Below are 24,045 nucleotides of genomic sequence, written 5' to 3'. Positions count from 1 at the left end.
ACAATGTGGTATCCCCTCTCCTAGCCTTTGATTTTTACGTTGTTAGCTTTTTATAAATGCGTTTTACAATGATGGGTTAACTGCGCAGGTCATTGATTAACGGCTGCTCCGCTTGGTTCGGTACAAACTGGACATTGCCTTTCAGTTTAGTGACAGACTGGAGTGTTGCTTGAATGTCCTCTGCTGATACATGAACATCATGACAGCAGAAAGTAATGGTATCGTTGAAGCCATCACGCTCAATTTTCAAAGAACCTTTAATATCGTGGCGACGACAGACTTCTTGGATCTGATGCGGATAAACAAACAGGCCTTTCACTTTCACCGCTGAGTCCGCACGCCCCATCCAGCCTTTAATTCGCGCATTCATGCGTGGCGAATCCGAGCCCGTTTCTAGGTATGCCGATAAATCTCCCGTTGCGTAGCGAATCAGCGGAAACTTCTCATCGAGCGATGTCACGACCACTTCGCCGACTTCTCCCGGTTGTACAGGAATGCCATCAGGATTAACGATTTCCACGATGATATCTTCGGCAATCACCAAGCCTTGCTCGCCAGACACTTGATAAGCAATCAAACCAAGCTCTGCACTTGCGTAGGCTTGAGAGACTGCAATGCCTTTGTCCTCAAACATCTGTTGCATGTCTGCGGTGACCGCTTCACCAGAGACCAGCGCTTTGGTAAAACTCGGCGACTCATCGTATTGTTCTTGGTACTTTTGTAGCAACGTCAGCAAGTAAGAAGGCGTGCCCGTATAACCCGTTGGCTGCAGCTGTTTAATCGCTTCAATTTGTGCTTCGGTATTCCCGACACCCGCCGGAAATACCGCGCAGCCACAAGCTCTTGCGCCACCATCCATAATAAATCCACCAGGCGAGAAATGATAAGAGAGCGTGTTATGCACTAAATCGCCCGCACTAAATCCAGCCGCGTGAAACGCGCGCCCCATACGCCAGAAATCCATCTCATCCGTTTGTGCCTCATACAACGGCCCCGGTGATTGGAATACACGCGCCATCTGACCAATCGCAACACTATTTAAACCACCAAACGGCGGTTTAAGTTGCTGTTGGTTTGGCATATTGAATTTGCGCGTAACCGGAAACTGGGTAAGCCCTTCACGATTATTTGCCAACGTAGGCTCTAACTCAGCAAAATGCGCCGCATAATGTTCGCTGTTGGCTTTTGCACTTTCAATCAGTGTCGGCAGACGTTGAAACAGCGATTCTTCTCGTGCCTGCGGAGACAACGATTCTTTCGCATCAAATAGTTCGTTCATCCTTGCTCCTTATAACCAACGCTTACGACGTTTGTAAGATTTCAGATTCTTGAAGCTCTTGCGATCTTCATCGCCGCCGCCAAGGTAGAACTCTTTCACATCTTCATTGTTTAGCAGTTCGTGCTTGCTGCCATCCAGTACGATTTTGCCTGATTCCATGATGTAACCGTAATCGGCCGCTTGAAGGGCAAAGTTGGCATTCTGCTCAACCAAAAGCATGGTAATGCCTTGATCTTTATTAATCTTGTTAATAATGCTGAACACCTCCTTCACCAACAGCGGCGAAAGCCCCATCGACGGCTCATCCAACAAGATCATTTTCGGGCGAGCCATCAGTGCACGACCAATCGCTAGCATTTGCTGCTCACCACCTGACAAATAACCCGCTAGACCGGTGCGCTCTTTAAGACGAGGGAAGTAATCAAACACCATTTCGATGTCTTGCTCGACTTCGTTGTCCGTGCGCGTGTAAGCGCCTAAGCGAAGATTTTCTATCACCGTCATGTCTTCAACAATTCGGCGCCCTTCCATAACTTGGAAGATGCCCGAACGGACGATCTCTTCCGGGCTTTTGTTGTCTATGCGCTCGCCCATGAAGTTGATTTCGCCGCGCGTCACTTCACCATCTTCGGTTTTCAACAAACCAGAAATGGCTTTTAACGTCGTGGATTTACCCGCACCGTTGGCGCCCAGTAAGGTCACAATCTGCCCTTTTGGAACTTCTAAGCTCACACCGCGAAGTACTAGTATTACTTCGTCGTAGACGACTTCAATGTTGTTCACTGAAAGCAGTATTTCTGCCGGTTCGATATTCGTTGCTAATTCAGCCATCAAGCTACTCCTTGCTAGGGTGAGAGTGTTCTCTCACCCATCCTTATTTTCAGTAAGCTTTGTTATTAATAAGTCGTCGATTAGTAACCTAGCCAATCGTCACGACGTGACAATGTCACTTGGGACACTTTCTTAATATCGACTGCGCCGCCGTTGTTGTTACCCATAAACACGTTCACGGTTGTTGTGCCACGGTGATCTTCCGGCTTCCAGTTCGCAGGTACACAAACACCTTCTAAGCCTTGTGGGACCCAGTTGTCATGGACATACATGCCCTTCTTGATGTTTTCACCCGTAATGCCACCGTTGTCTTTCGCCCATTCCATCGCTTCTTTCATGTAGAACGCAGAACAAATGCCGCGAATGTAGTGGTGAGTTCTAAACTCGCCCGGCTCTGATTCAGACTGTTTAGAAATTTCACGAACCAGTTTCATGCCTTCGTTATCGTCTCCCCAAAACGCCGTCATGCCAGGGAAAACGTAATCTTTAAGGCCGTCACCCGCCGCTTCAAGTACTGGCTTGTCACCGCCCCAAATGTTCGCCATGTACTGGAACTCAGTACCAACCGTGTTGCAAGACTTCACTAGCGAGATAACCGAGCTACCGATATTGGCAATGTAACCGTAGTTGGTGCCAGACTCTTTAAGTGACAGACACTGTGCTTTGAAGTCCCCTGGTTTTAGTGACACAACGACTGGGTTTTGCACTTCAAAACCAAGCTCTTCTGCATATTCTGCACACGCTTCTTTTGGTGCATTCGGGAAGGGGTGGTTATCACCAATGTGGGTAAATTTCGGCGCACCTTGGTTACCCTTTGACTCCCAATCTTCTTTCGCCCACTTCACCAGTGCACGACAGGCATCCGAGTACGATGCACCATAGAAGAAGTTGTAAGGCGCTGGTTTCGCGGTTTTAGGGTTCTTGCCGGTTGGGTCAGTTAAGTGACCAGAGTAAGAAGCAGAGAACACCGGCACTTTGTCTTTGGTCACAAACGAGATCAGTGCTTCGGTATCCGCAGTCCCCCAGCCTTGCAGCGCAACCATGTTTTTGCGCGCCACCCAACGTTTGTAGTTGGAAATGGCTACTGGCACCTTATACGCCATGTCTACCGTTTCAAATTCGAGCTCAGTACCGTTAATACCACCGTTTTGGTTAATCCAGCGCAATGCGTCTCGCACGCCAGAACCATAAGGCTTACTCACATACGCCGTTGGTCCGGAAAAGTCGACCAATTGCCCGACGAATACAGAGTCTTTTGCCCAAGTTGCGGTAGTAAACAGTGCCGAAGATAGCACCAACGTTGTCGCTAAATGTCCTTTGTTCATAACTCGTTGTCCTTGTTATTGAGGTATATTCCACTTAATTACACGTTAATAAGAAAACGGATAGTGTTTCCAATATGCTCGAATCTGTTGCCAGCGATGCGATAACCCTTGAGGTTCGAAAATAAGGAACAGCATGATGACCAAGCCGATCGCCATTTCTTTGAAGTAAGCAAGCCCATCAACGAACGAAGTGTTATTGCTAAACGCAGCCAACCCCGTCACGCCAAACTCCAACACTTCTGGCAGTAATACGATAAATATCGTGCCCATCAATGTGCCTTTGACGGAACCCAAGCCACCAATGATGATCATTGCCAAGAACTGGATAGACATCATGATGGTGAAACCTTCTGCTGATACGAACCCTAAATAATGCCCGTAGAGTGCACCCCCGATGCCTGCATAGAACGCACACACACCAAATGAGAGCAGACGATACTTGGTTAGGTTGATACCCATGATTTCTGCCGACAGGTAGTGATCTCGTACCGAAACAAACGCGCGACCATCACGAGAACGGATCAAGTTCGATGCCCACATGTACATAAAGATCAGCGCAAACAGAGCAATGTAGAAGAAGCTTTCATCGGTCGTAAACTCAAAGCCAAACAGATTGATAGGATTTGCACCAGCACCATATGAGCCGCCACTGAACCAGTCTGCACGAGCAAAGAAGTCCTCTAAAATAAACTGCGCAGCCAAAGTCGCAATCGCGAGATATAAGCCTTTAATTCGCGCAGCCGGCAGACCAAACAGCATCCCCACAATCATGGTTAAGTAACCCGCAAGCGGAATCGCAAACACGACTGGAATATTGAACTGGTTATTCAGCCAAGCCGATGCAAAGGCACCAAAGCCAAAGAACGCACCGTGACCTAGGGAAATTTGTCCGGTAAAACCAACCAGAATGTTTAAACCCAGCGCCGCGATACCGAGATACGCAATCTGAATAAACAGGTTAAGAAAATAGATATCCAATACCAAAGGCGCAGCCAACATGGCGATGACACCTGCAATCGCAAGGCTTCTGATGGTTTTGGTTTCAAAAATTGGCGTATCACTTTTGTATGTGGTTCGAAAATCCCCACATGGGCGCATGCTAAGTTGAGCCATGTTATTTCTCCTTAAATACGCTCGATATCTTTGGTACCAAACAGGCCGTATGGCTTGAAGGCAAGAATGATTAACAGCACATAGAACGGTGCGATGTTATAAAGGTTACCCACTTGCAGGTATTGGCTATCAAAAAACTCAGCTAAGTTCTCTAGCACCCCGATGGTGATGCCACCGACAATTGCGCCGACTACAGAATCTAAGCCACCTAAAATAACGGCTGGGAAAACTTTGATACCAATAATGGATAGCGCGTCAGATACGCCGTTAACGATCCCGATAACAATCCCTGCTGTTGCAGATACCATGGCCGAAATAGCCCAACTGATGGCGAACACTTTCTTGATGGAAATGCCAAGACTCTGCGCGACTTGCTGGTTAAATGCCGTTGCGCGCATCGCCAAACCCATTTTGCTGAATTTGAAGAACCAGTAGAACGCGCCCATGATGAGCATTGAGAAGATCAAACTCAGAATGTAAGCAAACTCAACATTCAAACCACCAATATTCACCACGTTTGTTTCGAACACTTGCGGATACGATACAGCCGAGACACCAAATATCCATTTCATCAATGCTTGGAAGAACATAGACAGACCGATGGTCACCATGATCACAGAGATAATCGGTTCACCAATTAACGGTCTGAGCACAATGGTTTGCACGGCGATACCGAACACCATCATGAACGCGAGCGTGAGTAAAAAGCCGATAAAAAATGGCAGTTGCAGATGAACAAGTGCCGCCCAACATACCCACGCGCCAATCAGCAAGAACTCACCCTGAGCGAAGTTGACCACCTGGGTCGATTTGTATATCAGTACAAAGCACATGGCGACCACGCCATACAACATGCCAACGATCACGCCATTAATGACGAGTTGCAGTAATAAATCCGTATTCACTATGCGATCCTCCGTTGTTCGCTATCCACCAGTGTTGGCTCATGTTCAATAAGCGTTTCAATCACTAGCGACGTTTGAATGCGTGTTTTGGTGCCATCCTGATAAGTGATCACCGTATCCACATCGACTTTTGGATCGTCGCTGTAGATGGTTTCGATGATGTCTCCGTATTTCTCCGCAACCACACCACGGCGCACTTTACGCGTACGAGTTAGCTCGCCATCGTCGGCATCCAACTCTTTGTAAAGTAGAATGAATTTGCTGATCTTCTGTGCATCCGGCAGTGATTCGTTCACTTTCAGCACTTCTTCACGAATCGCTTGATACACTTCTGGTTGAGCGGATAAGTTGGTGTAGTTAGTAAATGCCAAACCGCGCTGCTCTGCCCACTTCGCAACAATCGCGTAGCGAATACAGATGATGGCGGATAGCCAAGGTCGACCTTTGCCCACCACTACGGCTTCTGCAATAAACGGCGAGAACTTGAGTTTGTTTTCAATGAACTGCGGAGAGTAGCGGTCGCCATGGCTGGTTTCCGACATATCTTTCAGACGATCAATCACCACCAAGTGGCCAGAGTCTTTAAAATAGCCCGCATCGCCTGTGTGCATCCATCCGTCTTGTACGTCTTCGTCATACGCTTCCTGGTTGTTCAGGTAGCCAGTAAACATGCCCGTACTTTTCGCGATGATCTCACCCACGCCATTGCTGTCTGGGTTGATGACTTTCACTTCTGCATTGTCAAACGCGACGCCGACGGAATCGTAATCCACGTCATCGGCTTGGTGGACGGTGTACGCACCACACATTTCGGTTTGACCGTAAAGCTGCTTGAGTGGTACGCCGATCGCTTGCAGATAACGGAAAGTATCAGGTCCCATCGCCGCACCACCCGTCGCAGCAGATGCTAGATTCGAGAAACCTAAGCGGTCACGCAGAGCACGTAGCAAAATCCATTCAGCGAGTTTTGAACGTTTACCCTGCTCCAACGCTTTATTCGCTAAGCTCATGCCCAGTTTGTACATCTTCTGCTTAAACGGTGTGGAATCCATCATTCGTGCAGACACGTCTGCCACAATGTTTTCCCACACTCGCGGCGCAAGCAGCACGAAGTTCGGGCCAATTTCGCGCAAGTCAGACATCATGGTTTCTTGTTCTTCCACGAAGTTAACGATTTGACGAGAAATCAACGCCTGACCAACCACATACACCTGCTCCATAATCCAAGGCAAAGGCAGAACAGAAACGTAGTTGTCGCCTGGAGAGCGCGGGTCGGCACGCAGATAAGCCGCACAGTGATCTAAGAAAGTGCCGCTGTGTAGCTGAGCCAACTTTGGTTTGGAAGTCGTACCCGACGTGGTACAAAGAATCGAAAGATCACTGCCTTTGGTTGCCGCAACCATATTGAGATATTTATCCGGATCCGCTTTGTCGATCAGTTGACCTTTTTTATAGACCTGCTCAACATCAATCAGTCGTGGGTCGTCGTACTTGCGCATTCCACGCGGGTCACAATAGATAATGAATTCTACGCTTGGGATCTCATCACCGAGCTCAAGTAGCTTATCGCATTGCTCTTCGTCTTCCGCAACCACGACTTTTGCTTTGGCATAGTTGATGAGGTACGCCACTTCTTCGTGCATGGAATCTTGATAGATGCCCAGCGAGAAACCTTTGATCGCATGTGCGGCCAACTCGCCCCATACCCATTCCGGGCGGTTATCACCCAGCAAACCAACAACGTCTTGCTCACCAACACCTAAATCTTGAAGTGCCAGAGCCATCCACTTCACTCGATTTTCATAATCTTGCCAAGTGAACTCTCGCCAAATACCAAACTCCTTTTCACGCATTGCGACTTGCTCGGGCCAGTGCTTGGCATTGTGCTGCAACACTTTTGGAAAGGTATCTAAGCGGGTTATATCTGCCCAATCATTATGTTGCTGTGCCATTATGCACTCTCCTCTAATGTCGGTAGCTCTTCGCCTAAGTACGCTTGTTTCACATGTGGGTTGGCCATCACTTCTTCTGGCTCGCCCATCGCAATGTGTTTACCAAAATCCAACACCAATACGCGGTTAGAGATATCCATCACCACGCCCATATCGTGCTCGATCATGATGATGGTGATGTCTAACTCTTCGTTTAAATCCATGATGTAACGCGCCATGTCTTCCTTTTCTTCCAAGTTCATGCCTGCCATTGGTTCATCAAGCAGCAGTAACTTAGGTTTTAAGGCAATGGCACGAGCAAGCTCTACACGTTTACGTAAACCGTAAGAAAGTGTGCCAGCGGTGGCTTTGCGAATGTGCTGAATTTCAAGAAAATCGATTACGTCTTCTACGTATTTACGGTGCGCCATTTCTTCTTTCTGCGCGTTAGAGAACCAGTAAAGTGGTCCTGTGACGAAGTTGTTTTTCAGTAGGTGATGTCGACCAACCATAATGTTGTCGAGTACCGACATATGAGAAAAGAGTGCTAAGTTCTGGAAGGTCCTTCCCAACCCTAACTCAGCTCGTTGGCTAGGTGTTCGTTTGGTTACATCATCTCCAGCGAAGATTACAGAGCCTTTGTTTGGTGTGTATCGACCAGAGATGCAATTGAGCATTGAGGTTTTACCTGCACCGTTTGGACCAATGATTGAAAAGATTTCCTTTTCATTCACATGGAAGCTCACGTCAGTTAGAGCTTTCACCCCACCAAAAGCCAATGAAATATCGTTTACCTGCAACAGAGGCGATTCCGATACCATAGTTGATCTCCCTTTCGTTATTTAAGTGCGTTCCATTGAGCACTATTTGATCAAACCTAACTTTGATACTGGTAACCGCTTTTACACCTATGCATCAACTTTGTATTCAGTTTACGTAAACGTCAATTTAAAATCAGAATAGTGCTTGAAAGATTAAGTTGCAATCGAGTTCATCGAGAAAGATTTGAACTAACGCAAACTTTAAGTAAATAAATTGTTAATAAAAATTATTCTCAGACGACTACATATTCGGATAGTTAGGGCCACCACCACCTTCCGGCGGTGTCCAGGTAATATTTTGACTTGGATCTTTGATGTCGCAGGTCTTACAGTGGATACAGTTCGCCGCATTTATTTGCAGCTCTGGCTGCTCCTCCCCCTGTACGATTTCATACACGCCAGCCGGACAATAGCGCTGTGCTGGCTCTGCATATAATTCAAGGTTCTGCTCAATAGGAATCCGCTGGTTCGCCAGTCGTAAGTGGCATGGTTGATCTTCCTCATGGAAGATATTGGATAGATAAACAGAAGAGAGGCGATCGAAACTTAACACGCCATCAGGCTTCGGATAGACAATTTTATTGCTGTTTTCCGCCAATAACAGAGACTGATGATCAGGCTTATCACAGCGGATATGCCACTTAGCTTTACCTTTTAACACGTTATGTTCCAGCAGCGCTAAGCCACCGCCCAGCCACGATCCAAAGCGGTGAATGCCACTTGAGAAGTTACGTGCTTGATAAAGCTCTTCATACAGCCAAGACTGTTTGAAGAGCTTTTGATAATCAGCAGTAACTGACTGACTCTCAAGGGCTTCACATACAGCTTCGGCGGCAAGCATGCCTGATTTCATTGCGGTGTGCGTGCCTTTAATTTTAGCGCCGTTAAGCGTTCCTGCATCACAGCCAATCAACAAACCACCAGCAAACTGTTGCGTGGGAAGCGAATGGAAACCGCCCTTGGTGATCGCTCTTGCGCCATAACTAATGCGTTTACCATTTTTGAGGTATTGCTCAATCAACGGGTGATGTTTAAAACGTTGAAACTCATCGAATGGACTCAAGTGCGGATTCTTATAATTCAAGTCAACAATCAACCCAACGGCAACTTGGTTTCCCTCTAAATGGTAGAGGTAACTGCCACCTGTGGCTTCGTTTGATAACGGCCAACCTAATCCGTGCACAACTAAACCTTGCTGATGCTGCTCTGATGGGATTTCCCACAGCTCTTTAAAACCGATAGCGTAATGTTGAGGCGTTTTCTCTTCAGCAAGATTAAATCGGTTAATCAATTGCTTACCAATATGACCCCGCGCGCCTTCAGCAAACAGGGTAAACTTCGCTCGCAGTTCAATACCAGGTTCGAAATTGGCTTTTTGTTCGCCATTTTTATCTAACCCCATATCGCCCGTGATAACGCCACAAACACGGTTGTCTTCATCAATGATGGCTTGGCTGGCGGTAAAGCCTGGGTAGATCTCCACCCCTAAGTTCTCGGCCTGCAACGCCATCCATCGGCATAGATTGCCCAAGCTGATAATGTAATTACTGTCGTTATGTAACGTGTTAGGCACAGCCCAAGAAGGCAGCTCATGACCATTAATTTCATTGCCTAGATAGTAGGTTTTATCTTGGTTTACTTTGGTATTGAGTGGAGCGCCCTTCTCTTCCCAGTCGGGAAACAGTTCATCCAAACTTCGCGTTTCAAACACCGCACCCGATAAAATATGCGCTCCAACTTCAGAGCCTTTTTCTACCACGCAAACAGAGAGGTCTTGTTCTTTTTCTGCTGCTAATTGTTTGATTCGGCATGCCGCAGACAAACCTGCGGGACCAGCGCCTACAATCAGAACATCAAATTCCATGCAGTCTCTTTCCATGATTGCATTCCTTTTTCTTTGCATGTTGCCAACTTGTTAAGCAACAATATATTTAAAGTTGACGCAAACGTAAAGGTAAATTAACATCATTTTAAAGACGTCATCACATCGTCTTCACTGTAAACACATAGTCTTCACTGTAAAAAGGAATCTAACGTGAAAATACTAGTGCCAATCAAAAGGGTCATTGATCCCTACATTAAAGTTCGCGTGAAAGCGGACCATAGCGATGTTGAAACCAATAACGTCAAGATGACGATTAATCCATTTTGCGAAATAGCCGTTGAAGAAGCCGTACGACTAAAAGAGCAAGGTATTGCAGATGAAGTCATCGTTGTCAGTGCTGGCGGTAGCCAATGTCAGGAGCAACTACGTACTGCGCTTGCGTTAGGTGCCGATCGCGCTATTCATGTCGATACTGAAGACAAAATAGAGCCATTAGTCGTCGCTAAGCTGCTCAAAGCTCTGGTTGAGCAAGAACAAGCACAGCTTGTGATTACGGGTAAACAATCCATTGATACTGACAACAACCAAGTGGCTCAGATGCTGGCAGCCCTACTTGACTGGCCTCAAGCAACTTTCGCTTCCGACGTTAAGATAGAAGATCAAAAAGTTCAGGTCGTGAGAGAAGTGGATGGCGGCTTGATGACGGTTGCGATGAACTTACCTGCTGTGATCAGTACTGACTTACGCCTGAATGAACCGCGTTTTGCCTCTTTGCCTAATATAATGAAAGCCAAGCGCAAGCCGTTAGATACAATCACACCTGACAGTCTGGGTGTTGAAGTGGTATTTAGCCAAACCATTCAAGAAGTCACACCGCCAGCGCAAAGAAAAGGTGGCATCAAGGTTGAATCTGTCTCAGAGCTTCTCGATAAGCTGCGTAACGAAGCGAAGGTGATTTCATGAAGAACTTAATCATAGCAGAACATGACAATAACCAATTACATGCGGACACACTCAAAGTGGTTAATGCAGCAAAACAAGTCAGCCAAGACAATGTTTTGATCGTAGTGGGCCACCAGTGTGAAGAAGTCGCTCAGCAAGCTTGTCGCGTTGATGGTATATCAAACGTAATTTGTGTCGATGATGAGCAACTTAAGCATCAATTTGCCGAGAGTATCGCACCTATTGTAGTGAGTGTTGCTGAAGGTTTTGACGCAATCTGGGCTAGCTCATCATCAAAAGGGAAAGATCTTGTACCGCGAGTAGCAGCGAAGTTCGGCGTTGGGCAAATTTCTGATATTGTCCAAGTTATAGATGAAAACACTTTTATCCGCCCTATTTACGCAGGAAACGCATTTGCCAAAGTGACCACCAGCGACAAGGTTCGCGTCATCACCGTGCGCGCGTCTGCGTTTGAGCCGGTTACTTGTCACAACCAAGCTGATATCGAGCATCAGCAAGTCACCATCTCAACTCCATTGGTTGAATTGGTTTCTGTCGATAAAACCGTGTCAGAGCGTCCTGAATTAAGCGCGGCAGAGGTGGTTGTGTCAGGTGGACGCGGAGTCGGTAGCAAAGAGAACTTCGCATTGATCGAACAAGTCGCCGATAAACTGGGGGCTGCCATTGGCGCTTCTCGCGCGGCGGTTGATGCTGGGTTTGTAGCCAACGATTTACAAGTGGGTCAAACCGGTAAAATCGTTGCACCTAAGCTTTATATTGCGGTCGGGATCTCTGGAGCCATCCAACACCTTGCAGGAATGAAAGAGTCCAAAGTGATTGTCGCGATCAACAAAGATCCTGAATCTCCTATCTTTGAAGTTGCCGACTATGGATTGGTTGGTGATTTATTTGAGGTACTACCTCAGCTTGCCGAACAACTTTAAACAATCAGATAAGGGGCGAACACTGCTATGTTCGCCCCTTTATTTTGTTTTGGTCATATTCAAAAAGAATTGAAATTAGAGGGACCTATGCAAAATTCTGCACCTATTTGGTCACCATCTGCTGAGCGCATCTGCAATAGCAACTTGCTACGATTTATCGAGACGGTTAATGCGCACCAAACCGAAGATATCTCAATCAATAATTACACGTCTCTACACCAGTGGTCCATTGACCACAATGACGAATTTTGGCGACATACCTGGCATTTCTGTAACGTCATTGGAAATATTGGCTCGCAAGTCAAAAGCCTTGGTGCTCCCAAGTGGACACATACAGATTCTACTCAGAGCCATGTCAATAGGGACACCGTATGGTTTGCTGACGCCACGCTTAACTACGCAGAGAACCTCCTATCTCAGGCCGAACAAACACCTGAACGTGAGTTTATCGTTTTTACTAATGAACGCGGTGAACACAAGCAGCTCACTGGTACACATTTGCTCGAACAAGTGTCTGTCATTCAGCAATGGCTAATCACTTGTGGTGCTGGCAAAGGCGATGTCGTTGCGGGTTATTTGCCCTACCTTCCAGAAACCGTTATAGCCATGTTGGCTACTACCAGCCTTGGCGCCATTTGGACTTCAACCTCTCCTGATTTTGGTATCGATAGCGTCGTAGAGCGTTTTGGTCAGGTCAAACCGAAAGTTCTTTTTTGCTGTGATGGCTACCAGTTCGGAGGCAAAGCTTTCGATATGACGGACAAAAACACCACTCTTAGTAGTAAGTTAAGCAGTACCTCCGAAGACGCTACTATTAGCGTATGCCAAATCGAATATTTACAAAATGCTAAGAATGCTAGCACTTCTGACTTTGTGTATTGGTCTGATATTACTCACCACTTTTCTCCAAAACCAGTTCAATATCAATCAACACTGTTTAATGACCCGTTATTCATTTTGTATTCTTCTGGCACAACGGGGCAACCTAAGTGTATTGTCCATTCCGTGGGCGGAACCCTGCTCAATCACCTCAAAGAACACCAACTACATTGCGATATCAAACCACAAGACAAGGTTTTCTACTACACAACATGTGGTTGGATGATGTGGAACTGGCATGTTTCCGCTCTTGCGAGTGGTGCAACCTTAGTGATTTACGACGGTAGTCCGGTTTACCCTGATCACTCCGTCTTATGGCGATTAGCAGAAGAACATAGCGTGTCGCTGTTTGGTACTTCAGCGAAATACTTAGAGGCACTGGAGCATGCGAGCTACTCTCCCAAGTCAGAACATGACCTGAAGTCACTCAAAACTCTGTGCTCAACTGGTTCGGTGCTTTACCCAGAACAATTTAATTATGTCTATCAGCACATCAAGCAGGACTTGCATCTCGCTTCTATCGCTGGCGGCACGGATATTTGCGGGTGCTTTGTACTTGGAAACCCTATCTCACCAGTTTACAAAGGTGAATGCCAAGGCGCAGGGCTGGGAATCGACGTGCGTGTTTTGGACGACGAGGGAAAAACCATTACACAGCAACGCGGCGAACTGACTTGCAATAACTCACTACCTAACTTCCCTATTGGGTTTTGGCACGACAACGGCGAACGCTATCACAACGCTTATTGGAGCAAGTTTACTGATATCTGGCACCACGGCGACGATGTGATGCAAACCGAACATGGCGGCTTTATTTTTTATGGCCGTAGCGATGCGACATTGAATCCAGGCGGCGTACGAATCGGCACCGCTGAGATCTATCAGCAAGTGAACGCGTTACCCGAGGTCGAGGACTCCATCGCCGTCGGCAAGTTAAACCAGCAGTCTGAAGAAATCTGGTTACTAGTAAAACTCGCTCACGAGGTCGAGTTAACCCAACAACTCACCGATTCAATTCGCCAAACACTAAAATCAAAATGTTCACCACGCCATGTGCCACGCCAAATTTTTGCTATCAGTGATATTCCTAAAACGCGATCAGGCAAACTGGTTGAACTAGCCGTGAAACAATTGGTTAACGGACAAGCTGTAAAAAACATTGGTGCTATTGCTAACCCAGAAGTGCTGGAAGAAATTAGTCAGCTTAATTAATAGTGACAATTGGTTAAACAAGAAAAAACTTAATCATTACGCCAAATTTTGTAGCCGACCTCTCGCATTGCTCTTCCGAGCAGGTGGGAGGCGACTGGTGCCGTGAGAACGATAAACAACATCGTACCGATAACTCGGGAGATCACTGTGACTTCAGGAATTGATAGGGCAACCGCTAGTAGTAAACAACTAACTCCGACGGTACCGGCTTTGGTTGCAGCATGCATTCGGGTATATAGATCTGGCAACCGCAACACACCTAAACTAGCGCTTAGGATCAATAACGTCCCTAAACATAAAAACAGCCCAATCAGCACATCCATTATTCTTTCTCCTTCCTTTTAACGATCAAACGCGCAAATGCGATTGTGCCAAGAAATGCGACCAAACCTAATGTAATGGCGATATCTAACAAGGCATCCTCACCACTGTCTAAGGTGTAAACCGTAATAAAACCGATGGTGATAAATGTAATCAAATCTAACGCCACAACTCGGTCAGCCAGCGTTGGTCCTAAAATTAAACGGAAGAAAGCCATAACAAAACTGAGTAATAGCCCTGCATAGGCAAAAGTGACACTTATTTGCAGCCAACTATCCACGCGTCACCTCCAAAATTCGATGCTCTAATCCGTTTTTAATTCCACGGATAACTTCTTCATGCTCAGGTGCAAACATGGCATGAACGATAAGATGCTTTTTATCAGGCGTAACGTCCAAACTGAGTGTGCCCGGGGTTAACGAAACCATATTCGCAAGTAAGGTGATTTCAAGGTCGGAATCGACGTCCAAAGGGACATAGACGATATCTGGCTGGCTCAAATGCGTTGGCGTCACGACATCCCACACGACTCTTGCAACCGATATGATCATTTCATAAGCGAAGTACACCAGTAACTTTAATGCCGACGCAAAACGTCGAAAGTAGCTGGTTTTTAATCCAAATGGTTGGCTCAACCGTAAGGCAAAAAAACCGACCGTAAACCCGACAATAAAATTCAAACTCGAATAGCTGCCGTTTAACATCATCCATGCTAATGCTAAGAAAAGATTGAGGAATAGATAGATCATAGATTTCCTCCCAATACCGCTCGAATGTATTCATTCGGATTTAACAGTTGTTCAGCAGCTTGAACAGAAAACTGATAAAAAGGCTCCGCCACCAAGCCTATGATCAACGTGAACATGGTCAATACGGCAATTGGAACGCAATACAACCAATGTACTTTGACTTGCAGAGTCTGTTCTGTTCTCTCCCTAACCGGCTTTTTCCAGAATGCCTCACTCCAAATTTTCGTCATCGAGTAGACGGTAAGCAGCCCCACCAACAGCGCGGTACCGGCTAACCAGTAATATTCAGCCTGTAAACTCGATTTGATCACCAAAAATTTGCCCCAGAAACCAGAGAGCGGCGGAAATCCTGCCAGAGAAAACGCAGGGACAAGAAACAAGAACGCTAACCAAGGCATTGCTTTATATACCCCGCCCAAATGTTCAAGTTGACTAGAGCCATATTTGCGCTCAATAAAGCCACCGATTAAGAACAAATTCGCTTTTACAATAATGTGATGGACAATGTAGAAAATGGCACCAGCCAAAGCTAAGGGAGTGTAAATCGCCAACCCCATTATCATGTAACCTATTTGGCTAATGATGTGAAAAGAAAGAATTTTCTTAATATCGAATTGACTTGCCGCCCCCAAAACGCCCGTTAACATGGTGAGGCCAGCAATCCAAATCAACGTCGGCTGCCAACCACTCTCGGCGAGCGGAAATACTAATGTGAAGACTCGTATTAACGCGTATACGCCGACTTTAGTAAGCAACGCAGCAAACAGCGCAACCACACCACTTGGTAAAGTGTGATAAGAAGCTGGCAACCAAGCAAATAAAGGAAATAGTGCCGCTTTGATAGAAAAGGCAAACAAAAACAAGGCGGACAACATCATGTTGATGCTCAGTTCGCTCTCTCCCGCTTTGGTATAGAGATCGGCCAAGTTCAAGGTGCCCGTTGCGCCATACAACAAACCGATGGCAAGCAAGAACACTAGCGTCGAAATCAGGTTCAACATCACATACTTCACTGCCCCATCAATTTGAGTTTTCGTTGCATCTAATACCATTAAACCAAATGACGCGATGAGCATGACCTCGAACCAAACATACAGATTAAAAATATCTCCGGTGAGGAACGCGCCATAAACACCAGCAAGCAACACGTGCGTCAACGCATGGTAATTGCTATAGGAAGGTTTTCGGTGAAGGTCCGCCATGGCATAGAAAACACATATCGCACCAATCACTGCGGTAATCATCACCATGGCAACGCTGAAGTAATCTGCGACAAAGACGATACCAAACGGTGCTTGCCACTGGCCAAAAGCAACGGCTTGAATACCATTACTTATGATGTTTTCTGTGAGAAGGCCTGCGACAACAAGGTTCAAAATCGCACTTGCGCCACTTAACCACTCAACACTTTTTGTTGAGCGACGTACAAAGAAAATGGTCAGCGCCGTACTCAATGAAAGAACAACAGGTAACGTCAGCAAAATCGAACTCATTGACCCTCCTCAGAACGTTGCATTTCGTCGACGTCTGCGGTTCCAGAATCTTTATAAGCTCGATAGAACAGCATTAAAGCAAAAATAAGTAGCCCAAAACCGATGACTATCGCGGTTAAAATCAGCGCTTGAGGTAATGGGTTTGCCGCACCATCTGGTGGAAAAAGTGCATTATCGCCAATCAATGGCGGCTCTCCAGGAGTCAGCCTTCCCGCGGTAAAAATAGCAAGGTTAACCGCACTGCTGAGTAACATGATACCGAACAAAAGACGCAAGATATGTTTTTCAAGCATTAAATAAACACCTGCGGCGACAAATACTCCAACGACAACACTCCAGACAATTTCCATCACTCTAGCTCCTCATTAATACGAAGCAGCATCCCCATCACGCCACCTATAACGGCAAGATAAACACCAACATCAAAAACCAACGGCGTACCCAGTGGTATCACATCTTTCCACCACAACCCGGTTAAAAACGGTTTATCAAACGCAAAGCTCAAAGCTCCTGATATCAAGCTCAATGCAATGCCAGATAACGCAATGAAAAACGGCTTGAAATACAATCTAGAACGAACGTATTTCGGTGATTCCGCGAACATGAGAAGCGATAAGCCAATAACGGCAATCAATGCACCAATGAAGCCACCACCCGGTTCGTTATGACCACGTAATAACAGATACACTGAGAACACGAGCATGAGCGCCGCGACGATATGTGCCGTGGTTGCAAAAATTAATGATTGAATACGGTTTTGCTTTTTCGCTCTTGTCTTAAGCAAGCTCACTGCTGCAATCCCAGCAATGACAACGACGACAACCTCTCCCAATGTATCGAACGCACGAAAGTCGACGAGAATGACGTTGACAATATTGCGCCCATGCCCGCCTGGGACACTATTTTCCGCAAAGAAATCCGACACCGATGAATCCATCGGCTGGGACGTGATTCCTAACAAGAGGAAAGTAATCGAAACACCTATCACGCCCGCTATACAAACATTCGCCAATTTACGTTTTATTGAATGCTTGGGCACGGTGGTTAAACGCGGCATATGACGCATTAACAATGCTAAAAAGACCACCATTAATGTTTCCACTAACAGTAGAGTCTTCGCGACGTCCGGAGCACTGTAGATCATAAAAACAAGCGTGGTCATAAAACCAATCATACCTAGCGCAGAAATCGCAAGAAGCCTTGAGTGAGACAACGTACATACGATCGCTGCACCAACCAGCAATAAGGCAATGCCAATTTCATAGAAAGCCACGTTTGAAAGCTGTTCAAACAAAGGCAGAGGAATAAATGCTACCTGACCAAGCAAAGCGACGGCGAGTACCGTGAAAAATAGCAGGACATAACGACTCAACTTCTTTTGCTGCAACAGCGCCGTTTGCCACTTCGCCAGTGTCATCATGCCATCTAATAGTCGTTCAAAAGCGTTCTCCGCTTTAGGTACGAACAGATGTAACCGCTGAAAAAATGCAGATACAGTAGGATAAACACGGTACACCACATACCCCAATACTAGCGTGATAACGCTTAGGACCAGCGGTACATTCACACCATGCCATAATGATGTCGCTTTAAGAGCAGCTGTGGGCAGAATGTCAGCAGAGCCCGGAAAAATGATATTGCGATCGAACCAATTTAAACCGACTAAAGGAACGATGAGACTGCCAAGTGCCAAGAGTAAAGGTGAAACCCACATAGCCTTTTGGGCCTCAATCGGCTTCGTTTCAATTGGCACGAGATCACGGTGAGCAAAGAATGGTCTCGCAATAAGCATAATAGTTAGCGCAACCATCAGTATATTCACGATTAAAAGTACAAAGGCGATCCAGTTATTGAGCTCTACGGCGGATTTGTACATGTATTCTTTGCTCAAAAAGCCTAACAACGGCGGGAATCCCGCTTTAGACAATGCAGCCAAACTCCCCGCAACCATGCTGATGACGAGCACTGACTTCAAGCCGTACAGTTGATCGATATCTCGTGTTCCTGTCGCTTTGTCGATATTGCCCACCACCATAAACAGCGCTGCTTTATAGAAAGAGTGAGCGAGAATAAACATCAATACTGCGCTCACGGCCAAATCTGTGCCCATACCTAACAATAATGTTAGTTTCCCCAAAGCCACGTTCGTGCTGTAGGCTAGCATCAGCTTCAAGTCAGTTTGTTTTAATGCGACAAACGTGCACCAAACGGCGGTGATACTCCCTGTGATCACTAAGGCATAAAACCAAACCTCGCTATGAGCATAAACTGGCGATAAACGTGCTAACAAGTAAATGCCCGCCTTTACCATTGTTGCCGAGTGTAAATACGCACTGACTGGAGTGGGCGCTGCCATCGCGTTAGGTAGCCAAAAATGAAACGGGAACTGCGCAGATTTAGTAAATGCACCAAGTAGTATGAGCACGAGAGATGGGATAAACCATTCATGCTGCGCAATAGTGTCTGCCTGCTCGATAATGGTATTTAGCTCATAACTCCCTGCCATTGCTCCCAGCAAGATAAGACCAGCTAGCAACGCTAGCCCACCAGCACCTGTAACGATCAACGACTGCAGTGCATTTTTTCGTGACGTTTTGTTTTCGTGATTAAAACCAATCAGTAAGTAAGAAGTGATGGTGGTGAGTTCCCAGAAAACAAATAACAACAGGATGTTATCGCTCATCACAATCCCTAGCATGGCAAGCATGAATAGGGTTAGGTATAAATGAAAGGAAAATCGGCTATCACTCTCTCGTAAGTAAGCCAAAGCGTATATTTGGATCAGTGCGCCAATCCCGCTGATCAGCCCGGCAAAAAGGAATGACAGACCATCTAACCTAAAGCTGAAGTTAATATCGAGGCTAGGTATCCATTCCGCATTCCAGCTTACGCCTGCGGGTGTGTAGATGTAAAAAAGAAAAGAGAAGATTAAAATTGGCAGCACAGGGAAAATCAGTAAGACCAACTGATTATCGGGATTTTTCGGCAGGTTTTCTTTACCCGTTATGCTATTCAACATCGCAGCCCATTCATTTTTATAAGAAAGTTCGCCCTATTTGGCGCAAAGATAAAAAGCTCCACTTGATTGTTTTAGCCCAAGTATTCCAAAAAAGATCATAAAACCAAGGGATAAGTAGCAAACAGCAATCACTGAATGCTACTTAAAGGAACGTTAATACAAACAGCTACTTGCTGTCCGCTACGGTGTAAGAACGTAGATCACTACTTACGTGTTCTCGACTGAATGTGTATGGATTATCGTCATCAGTTAACTCGAACGCATCGTAGGTGCAGTCACCGATATCATTTCTCGGACAAACATAAACGTTCGAACGTTCTATCATTTCTGTGTGGCATTTCGGGCATAGGTTTTTCATGTCACTCTCCTCTGATAACTTATTGATACACTGATAATTCCATGTTCTAGAACTCCGTCTCCCTCCTTTACCTAAAACAACCACTTAAACCCAGGTTTGTTACACACCAATTACTGAATCGGCGATACAAAACCATCGGGCTTAAGAGCGACCAAACTACAGTTTATAGATTGCAAAATGTTTTCAGCCGTATTACCAATGACGTAGCCAGATATCCCTGTTCTCGCTAAGGTACCCATGACTAGAACGTCCACTTCTATGCTTTCTACGTAATCCGGGATTTTTTCATCAGGCTTTCCGTGTAAATGATGAATCACAATTTCACCCGTAATCCCCGACTCTTCCAGCAGTTGTTGTAGAGCTTGTTTATGATCGGCTTTTGCTTTGTCGAGTTCATGTTTCAACTCAGCATCGTCGACTTGAATCCAAGCATTGTCATGTAGGTAGTTCTCTAAGTAATATTCCCAGCAAGAAATCACATGTAAACGACTGTCACAGGTGTCGGCTATTGAACGAGATAATTCAAGCAAACGCACCGCTAATGAGTGCTGTTCATCGCTCGCCGTTAACGGATCTATAGCAACAGCCACGCGGCGTTTGTCTCTCGGCTTATCAATCGGTCGGTGTAACCATAATGGACAAGGACATTTGCGTAACAGTGTCATATCAATGGCTTTGAAGCCTTCAGCGCCTTCACCGAGTGGTTCAGCTTCTTTGATGATAAGATCTTTGTTGTCAGCTAATGCTTCTTTAATGATACAGACAGCGGGTTTTTCACTGCTTTTCACAGTAAGAGGAAATGCCAGATCATCTTCAGAAAGATCGAGCTTCTGTCTGTATTCCTGAATGCTTTGTTTGAGGGAGTCTTGTAGCGATTGCTCATAACTTTGCTGATACTGGAGCATATCCACGGGGAAATCGGGGCACGCAATTAGCCCTGAAACAGGTACTTTGTTGCTGGATGCGATCCTCATCGCTTGTTCGAGCGCCTCACTATGACCAGGCAATCCTTGTGTTGCAAAAAGTATGTTCGCGAATCGTTTCATACACACCTCCTTGTTTGGTTAAATATTAACCACCCACAAAGTATAATACCTAACGGATAATTGTAACGGCTTGTGACGTTGATGAAATCAATTCTCATTAAGCTATGGATATTGCTTCATTTTGCTTTACGTCACCTTCTCCTTTTCTTTACGACTGTGGCCCGCTGACCCCAATAGAGCTACATACTAAAAATTGAGACCAAATAAAAACCCAAATTACTCAAAGTTTTTTCTCACCTTGAGTAACTTGGGTATAAGCAATAACACACTTAGGCTACGGACTTAAATGGGTAACCTAAATTTTCATACGACTTAGTTGAAAGATGCCATATCAATCACGAATCGGTGTGCAAATATTCACAGCCCTAATGATCCAGAAGTCGCTGTAAATTAATGTTAAGGTTGCTGTTTTGTCGGTGCCAAAGCAATTTCGCGAACACATACACCTTGCGGTTGCTGATAAGCAAACAGCACTGCTCGTGCAATATCATCGGCTGCCAACACGCCCCCCATATCCTCTTTCCAAGCATCATAGCCATCTTTAATATCTTGGGACGTAGTATGTGAAAGTAATTCAGTTTCCACAGCGCCAGGTGCAATAGTCGTAACGCGAACATTCGATGATGCGACTTCTTCACGTACGTTTTCAGAAATCGCATGAACCGCAAATTTGGTACCACAGTAAGCGGCATGATCAGGGAATGTTTTCTTGCCCGCAATAGAGCTGATATTAATGATCGTACCACTGTTGCGTGCTTTCATCGGTGCTAAGACGGACTGCATACCATTGAGCAAGCCAAGTACGTTCACATCAAACATGCGCTTCCACTCCGATGCGTCCTGAGTATCTATCTGGCCTAGAAGCATAACGCCTGCGTTATTTACAAGTGCATCTACCGGACCATACAACGCTTCAGCTTTCTCAATTGCCGCCTCAAAAGAAGCTTTGTCGGTCACATCTACCTTTTCACAAAGCGTATTTGGTAAGTTTAATGCTTCTAAACGTTCTACACGTCTTGCTAACAAAAGAAGAGCATGGCCCTGTTCACTGAAGTGACGTGCAATCGCTTCACCAATGCCTGAACTAGCGCCTGTAATAACAATTAACTTTTTCATTTTGAATCCTTAATAGAACGGTTTACCTCAGTGGCGATAAGTTTAAGAAAACTTTGTTTGTTGATATATACCGACCTAGTTGAAACACTGTTGTTATACTGCAACAATACTTTTTTGAATTACGCAGAAGTCATCATGCAAACACACATCAACCTTGCGGATATCCGCTCTTTCGTCCTAATCGCTCAACTAGGAAACTTCACGAAAGCAGCAGAGCAACTTGGCGTTTCTCGCTCACACGTTTCACGTCAAATAACAAATCTGGAACAACAGATTGGTGCCACTTTGCTACAAAGAACCACTCGAACACTGAAGCTCACCGAAGCAGGCAAGGTTCTGTATAAACAGTGTGAAACCGCCCTTCACAATATTGATCAAGCTGTTATGGCAGTGGTTGATGATGTAGAAGAATTAAGAGGCGAAATTCGTATCAACTGCGTGGGGGGGTATTTAGGGGAAGACGTTGTCGCAGATATCGTTGCTCAGTTTCTAATCCAACACCCACAAGTGAACATTAACTTAGATTTCAGCAGCCATCGTGTCGATCTAATCGCGGATGAATTCGACATCGCTTTTCGAATGGGAAAGTTAGAAGACTCCAACTTTATCGCTCGCAAACTGATTGATGTGGAAATGGGGACGTACGCAAGCCCAAGTTATTTAGAAACATATGGCTATCCTTCGCATCCAAAAGACTTAGAAAAACACATTTGTTTGACAGGCAGTGTGACACGCTGGGCATTCGAGAACACAAATACAAAGCAGTCAACGGAACACCAGATACGTGGACAGTTACGATGTAAGAGTGGCAGAGTAATGATAAAAGCAGCGTTGGCGGGAAATGGTATCATCCGTGTACCAGCACTTTATTGCCAACAAGAACTCCAGACAGGCAAGCTAAAAGAAGTGTTTATCGACTGGAGCATTCCGAGTGTGGAGTTTTCACTCCTTTACCATCACGACCGACATCAACCAAAACGCATCCGAGCCTTTATTGACTTTGCTACTCAATATTTTCGTCAGCTGCCGAGTAAACACAAGTAACGTGCACGTTGGTATCTCTCTATGTACTCTTCATAGGCTGAGCCTATGAACCTAGGATTTGTTCTAGAAAGAGTGTGAGTATTTTGATGCTTAGGGCTTGGTTTTCATAAACGTCAGAGGTGTTTGCCCAGTTTGCTTTTTGAAAAATGCAATAAAAGCACTGTCTGACGAAAACGCCAGCCAATCAGCAACGGCGCTAACTTGCATTCCCGTTGATAACAATTCAACTGCTTTTAAGAGCCTCCACTGTTGACGCCAATCTTGATAATTCATACCCGTTTCCGACTTAAATAATCGTGTTACCGTCTTGGTACTTGCCCCCACTTTGCTTGCAAGAGTAGTAAGCGAAGGAGCGAGAAATGAAGGTTCAACCAACTCCCGGCGAAATGTTGTTAAGCGCCGATGTGATGGCAAAGGCAACTGAAACGAATAACGTTTCGCAGCATAAAACTCCTCCCAGAAGAGTGCTGTCGTATTTAGCATCTCGCTGTTAGGCTTATCCCACTCCCAAAATGACATTTTATCAATGAGGGCTTGGAGTAAATTATTCACTTCTATCATCGTGATCTTACTCGGACAGGCAAACTCCTCACAATCAAAATACAAAGATCGATACGCCACCACATTCGTCATTAGTGCGCGATGCGGCGTATTAGGTGGGATCCAAACCGCCTTTGTCGGTGGCAAAATACAAATCGAGTCTTCCAGAGCAAAACTCATACAACCTTGAGGTGCGTACAATAACTGCCCTTTTTTGTGCTGATGCATACCTGAGTCGTGCTTGCCAATATCCGCAGCAATTCCCACTACACAATTAGAAATTTTGTCTGCGTCAAACTGTGTTTCTTCGTCAATAAGTGCCATTTTGTCCGAATATTGATGTATTTGGTTT

The 24,045-nt window shown here is 45.6% G+C and carries 22 protein-coding genes; 4 read left to right on the top strand and 18 right to left on the bottom strand.

Annotated elements, in window-relative coordinates; all coding sequences use genetic code 11:
- Positions 1 to 76 precede the first annotated feature (76 nt).
- From NDJ01_RS21635 to NDJ01_RS21600, 8 genes are all read right to left on the bottom strand, one after another.
- On the bottom strand, positions 77 to 1,279 hold the full coding sequence (locus tag NDJ01_RS21635) for a phenylacetate--CoA ligase family protein (protein ID WP_258587323.1): 1,203 nt from the start codon (positions 1,277 to 1,279) through the stop codon (positions 77 to 79).
- Between the two features lie 9 nt (positions 1,280 to 1,288).
- Positions 1,289 to 2,110, bottom strand: a complete 822-nt coding sequence (locus NDJ01_RS21630; RefSeq protein WP_005392594.1) for an ABC transporter ATP-binding protein — start codon at positions 2,108 to 2,110, stop codon at positions 1,289 to 1,291.
- Between the two features lie 80 nt (positions 2,111 to 2,190).
- Positions 2,191 to 3,435 carry an ABC transporter substrate-binding protein gene (locus NDJ01_RS21625; RefSeq protein WP_145534754.1) on the bottom strand — a complete coding sequence of 415 codons (1,245 nt, stop codon included), beginning with the start codon at positions 3,433 to 3,435 and terminating at the stop codon, positions 2,191 to 2,193.
- Positions 3,436 to 3,480: 45 nt separating this feature from the next.
- On the bottom strand, positions 3,481 to 4,548 hold the full coding sequence (locus NDJ01_RS21620; RefSeq protein WP_006741060.1) for a branched-chain amino acid ABC transporter permease: 1,068 nt from the start codon (positions 4,546 to 4,548) through the stop codon (positions 3,481 to 3,483).
- A gap of 11 nt (positions 4,549 to 4,559) precedes the next feature.
- Complete coding sequence (locus tag NDJ01_RS21615) at positions 4,560 to 5,453, bottom strand: branched-chain amino acid ABC transporter permease (RefSeq protein ID WP_005392598.1); 894 nt, start codon at positions 5,451 to 5,453, stop codon at positions 4,560 to 4,562.
- Complete coding sequence (locus NDJ01_RS21610) at positions 5,453 to 7,405, bottom strand: long-chain fatty acid--CoA ligase (protein WP_145534748.1); 1,953 nt, start codon at positions 7,403 to 7,405, stop codon at positions 5,453 to 5,455. Before NDJ01_RS21610 ends, NDJ01_RS21615 begins: the two co-directional genes overlap by 1 nt.
- Positions 7,405 to 8,205 (bottom strand): ABC transporter ATP-binding protein, encoded by an 801-nt coding sequence (locus NDJ01_RS21605; RefSeq protein WP_005392600.1) that lies wholly within the window; start codon positions 8,203 to 8,205, stop codon positions 7,405 to 7,407. The genes NDJ01_RS21610 and NDJ01_RS21605 overlap by 1 nt, the downstream gene beginning before the upstream one ends.
- A 241-nt stretch (positions 8,206 to 8,446) precedes the next feature.
- Positions 8,447 to 10,084 carry an electron transfer flavoprotein-ubiquinone oxidoreductase gene (locus NDJ01_RS21600; protein WP_258587322.1) on the bottom strand — a complete coding sequence of 546 codons (1,638 nt, stop codon included), beginning with the start codon at positions 10,082 to 10,084 and terminating at the stop codon, positions 8,447 to 8,449.
- Between the two features lie 156 nt (positions 10,085 to 10,240).
- Between NDJ01_RS21600 and NDJ01_RS21595 the strand changes: the two genes are divergently transcribed.
- The 3 genes from NDJ01_RS21595 to NDJ01_RS21585 all read left to right on the top strand — a co-directional run bounded on the left by NDJ01_RS21595 (position 10,241) and on the right by NDJ01_RS21585 (position 14,007).
- On the top strand, positions 10,241 to 10,993 hold the full coding sequence (locus NDJ01_RS21595) for an electron transfer flavoprotein subunit beta/FixA family protein (protein WP_048624911.1): 753 nt from the start codon (positions 10,241 to 10,243) through the stop codon (positions 10,991 to 10,993).
- On the top strand, positions 10,990 to 11,916 hold the full coding sequence (locus tag NDJ01_RS21590) for an electron transfer flavoprotein subunit alpha/FixB family protein (RefSeq protein WP_145472809.1): 927 nt from the start codon (positions 10,990 to 10,992) through the stop codon (positions 11,914 to 11,916). The genes NDJ01_RS21595 and NDJ01_RS21590 overlap by 4 nt, the downstream gene beginning before the upstream one ends.
- An 87-nt stretch (positions 11,917 to 12,003) precedes the next feature.
- On the top strand, positions 12,004 to 14,007 hold the full coding sequence (locus tag NDJ01_RS21585; protein WP_258587321.1) for an acetoacetate--CoA ligase: 2,004 nt from the start codon (positions 12,004 to 12,006) through the stop codon (positions 14,005 to 14,007).
- 29 nt (positions 14,008 to 14,036) lie between these two features.
- On the opposite strand, the gene mnhG is transcribed toward NDJ01_RS21585, so the two are convergent.
- The 9 genes from mnhG to NDJ01_RS21540 form a co-directional block, all read right to left on the bottom strand.
- Complete coding sequence (gene mnhG / locus NDJ01_RS21580) at positions 14,037 to 14,330, bottom strand: monovalent cation/H(+) antiporter subunit G (protein WP_054867462.1); 294 nt, start codon at positions 14,328 to 14,330, stop codon at positions 14,037 to 14,039.
- Positions 14,330 to 14,608 (bottom strand): cation:proton antiporter, encoded by a 279-nt coding sequence (locus tag NDJ01_RS21575; RefSeq protein WP_258587320.1) that lies wholly within the window; start codon positions 14,606 to 14,608, stop codon positions 14,330 to 14,332. Before NDJ01_RS21575 ends, mnhG begins: the two co-directional genes overlap by 1 nt.
- Complete coding sequence (locus tag NDJ01_RS21570; RefSeq protein WP_005392607.1) at positions 14,601 to 15,077, bottom strand: Na+/H+ antiporter subunit E; 477 nt, start codon at positions 15,075 to 15,077, stop codon at positions 14,601 to 14,603. Before NDJ01_RS21570 ends, NDJ01_RS21575 begins: the two co-directional genes overlap by 8 nt.
- Positions 15,074 to 16,570, bottom strand: coding sequence for a Na+/H+ antiporter subunit D (locus NDJ01_RS21565; protein WP_258486460.1), 1,497 nt, complete (start codon positions 16,568 to 16,570; stop codon positions 15,074 to 15,076). The genes NDJ01_RS21570 and NDJ01_RS21565 overlap by 4 nt, the downstream gene beginning before the upstream one ends.
- Positions 16,567 to 16,920: a Na+/H+ antiporter subunit C gene (locus NDJ01_RS21560; protein ID WP_182032890.1), complete on the bottom strand. Its 354-nt coding sequence runs from the start codon at positions 16,918 to 16,920 to the stop codon at positions 16,567 to 16,569. The genes NDJ01_RS21565 and NDJ01_RS21560 overlap by 4 nt, the downstream gene beginning before the upstream one ends.
- Positions 16,920 to 19,589: a hydrogen gas-evolving membrane-bound hydrogenase subunit E gene (mbhE, locus tag NDJ01_RS21555; RefSeq protein ID WP_258587319.1), complete on the bottom strand. Its 2,670-nt coding sequence runs from the start codon at positions 19,587 to 19,589 to the stop codon at positions 16,920 to 16,922. The genes NDJ01_RS21560 and mbhE overlap by 1 nt, the downstream gene beginning before the upstream one ends.
- A 166-nt stretch (positions 19,590 to 19,755) precedes the next feature.
- Positions 19,756 to 19,947 (bottom strand): hypothetical protein, encoded by a 192-nt coding sequence (locus tag NDJ01_RS21550; RefSeq protein WP_005392611.1) that lies wholly within the window; start codon positions 19,945 to 19,947, stop codon positions 19,756 to 19,758.
- Between the two features lie 110 nt (positions 19,948 to 20,057).
- Positions 20,058 to 20,993 (bottom strand): universal stress protein, encoded by a 936-nt coding sequence (locus NDJ01_RS21545; protein ID WP_005392612.1) that lies wholly within the window; start codon positions 20,991 to 20,993, stop codon positions 20,058 to 20,060.
- 396 nt (positions 20,994 to 21,389) lie between these two features.
- On the bottom strand, positions 21,390 to 22,109 hold the full coding sequence (locus tag NDJ01_RS21540; protein WP_046875926.1) for an SDR family oxidoreductase: 720 nt from the start codon (positions 22,107 to 22,109) through the stop codon (positions 21,390 to 21,392).
- A gap of 135 nt (positions 22,110 to 22,244) precedes the next feature.
- Here NDJ01_RS21540 and NDJ01_RS21535 point away from each other — a divergent pair, with 135 nt between their 5' ends.
- Positions 22,245 to 23,153, top strand: coding sequence for a LysR family transcriptional regulator (locus NDJ01_RS21535; RefSeq protein WP_258587318.1), 909 nt, complete (start codon positions 22,245 to 22,247; stop codon positions 23,151 to 23,153).
- 90 nt (positions 23,154 to 23,243) lie between these two features.
- Here the strand turns inward: NDJ01_RS21535 and NDJ01_RS21530 are convergent, their stop codons facing one another.
- Positions 23,244 to 24,017 carry a helix-turn-helix domain-containing protein gene (locus NDJ01_RS21530; RefSeq protein ID WP_258587317.1) on the bottom strand — a complete coding sequence of 258 codons (774 nt, stop codon included), beginning with the start codon at positions 24,015 to 24,017 and terminating at the stop codon, positions 23,244 to 23,246.
- Positions 24,018 to 24,045: the final 28 nt, after the last annotated feature.

This window comes from Vibrio sp. HS-50-1 (genome assembly GCF_024747315.1).
Classification (GTDB): domain Bacteria; phylum Pseudomonadota; class Gammaproteobacteria; order Enterobacterales; family Vibrionaceae; genus Vibrio; species Vibrio diabolicus.
The sequence above is the reverse complement of the archived record's forward strand: the minus strand, read 5'-3'. Positions and strand labels throughout refer to the sequence as shown.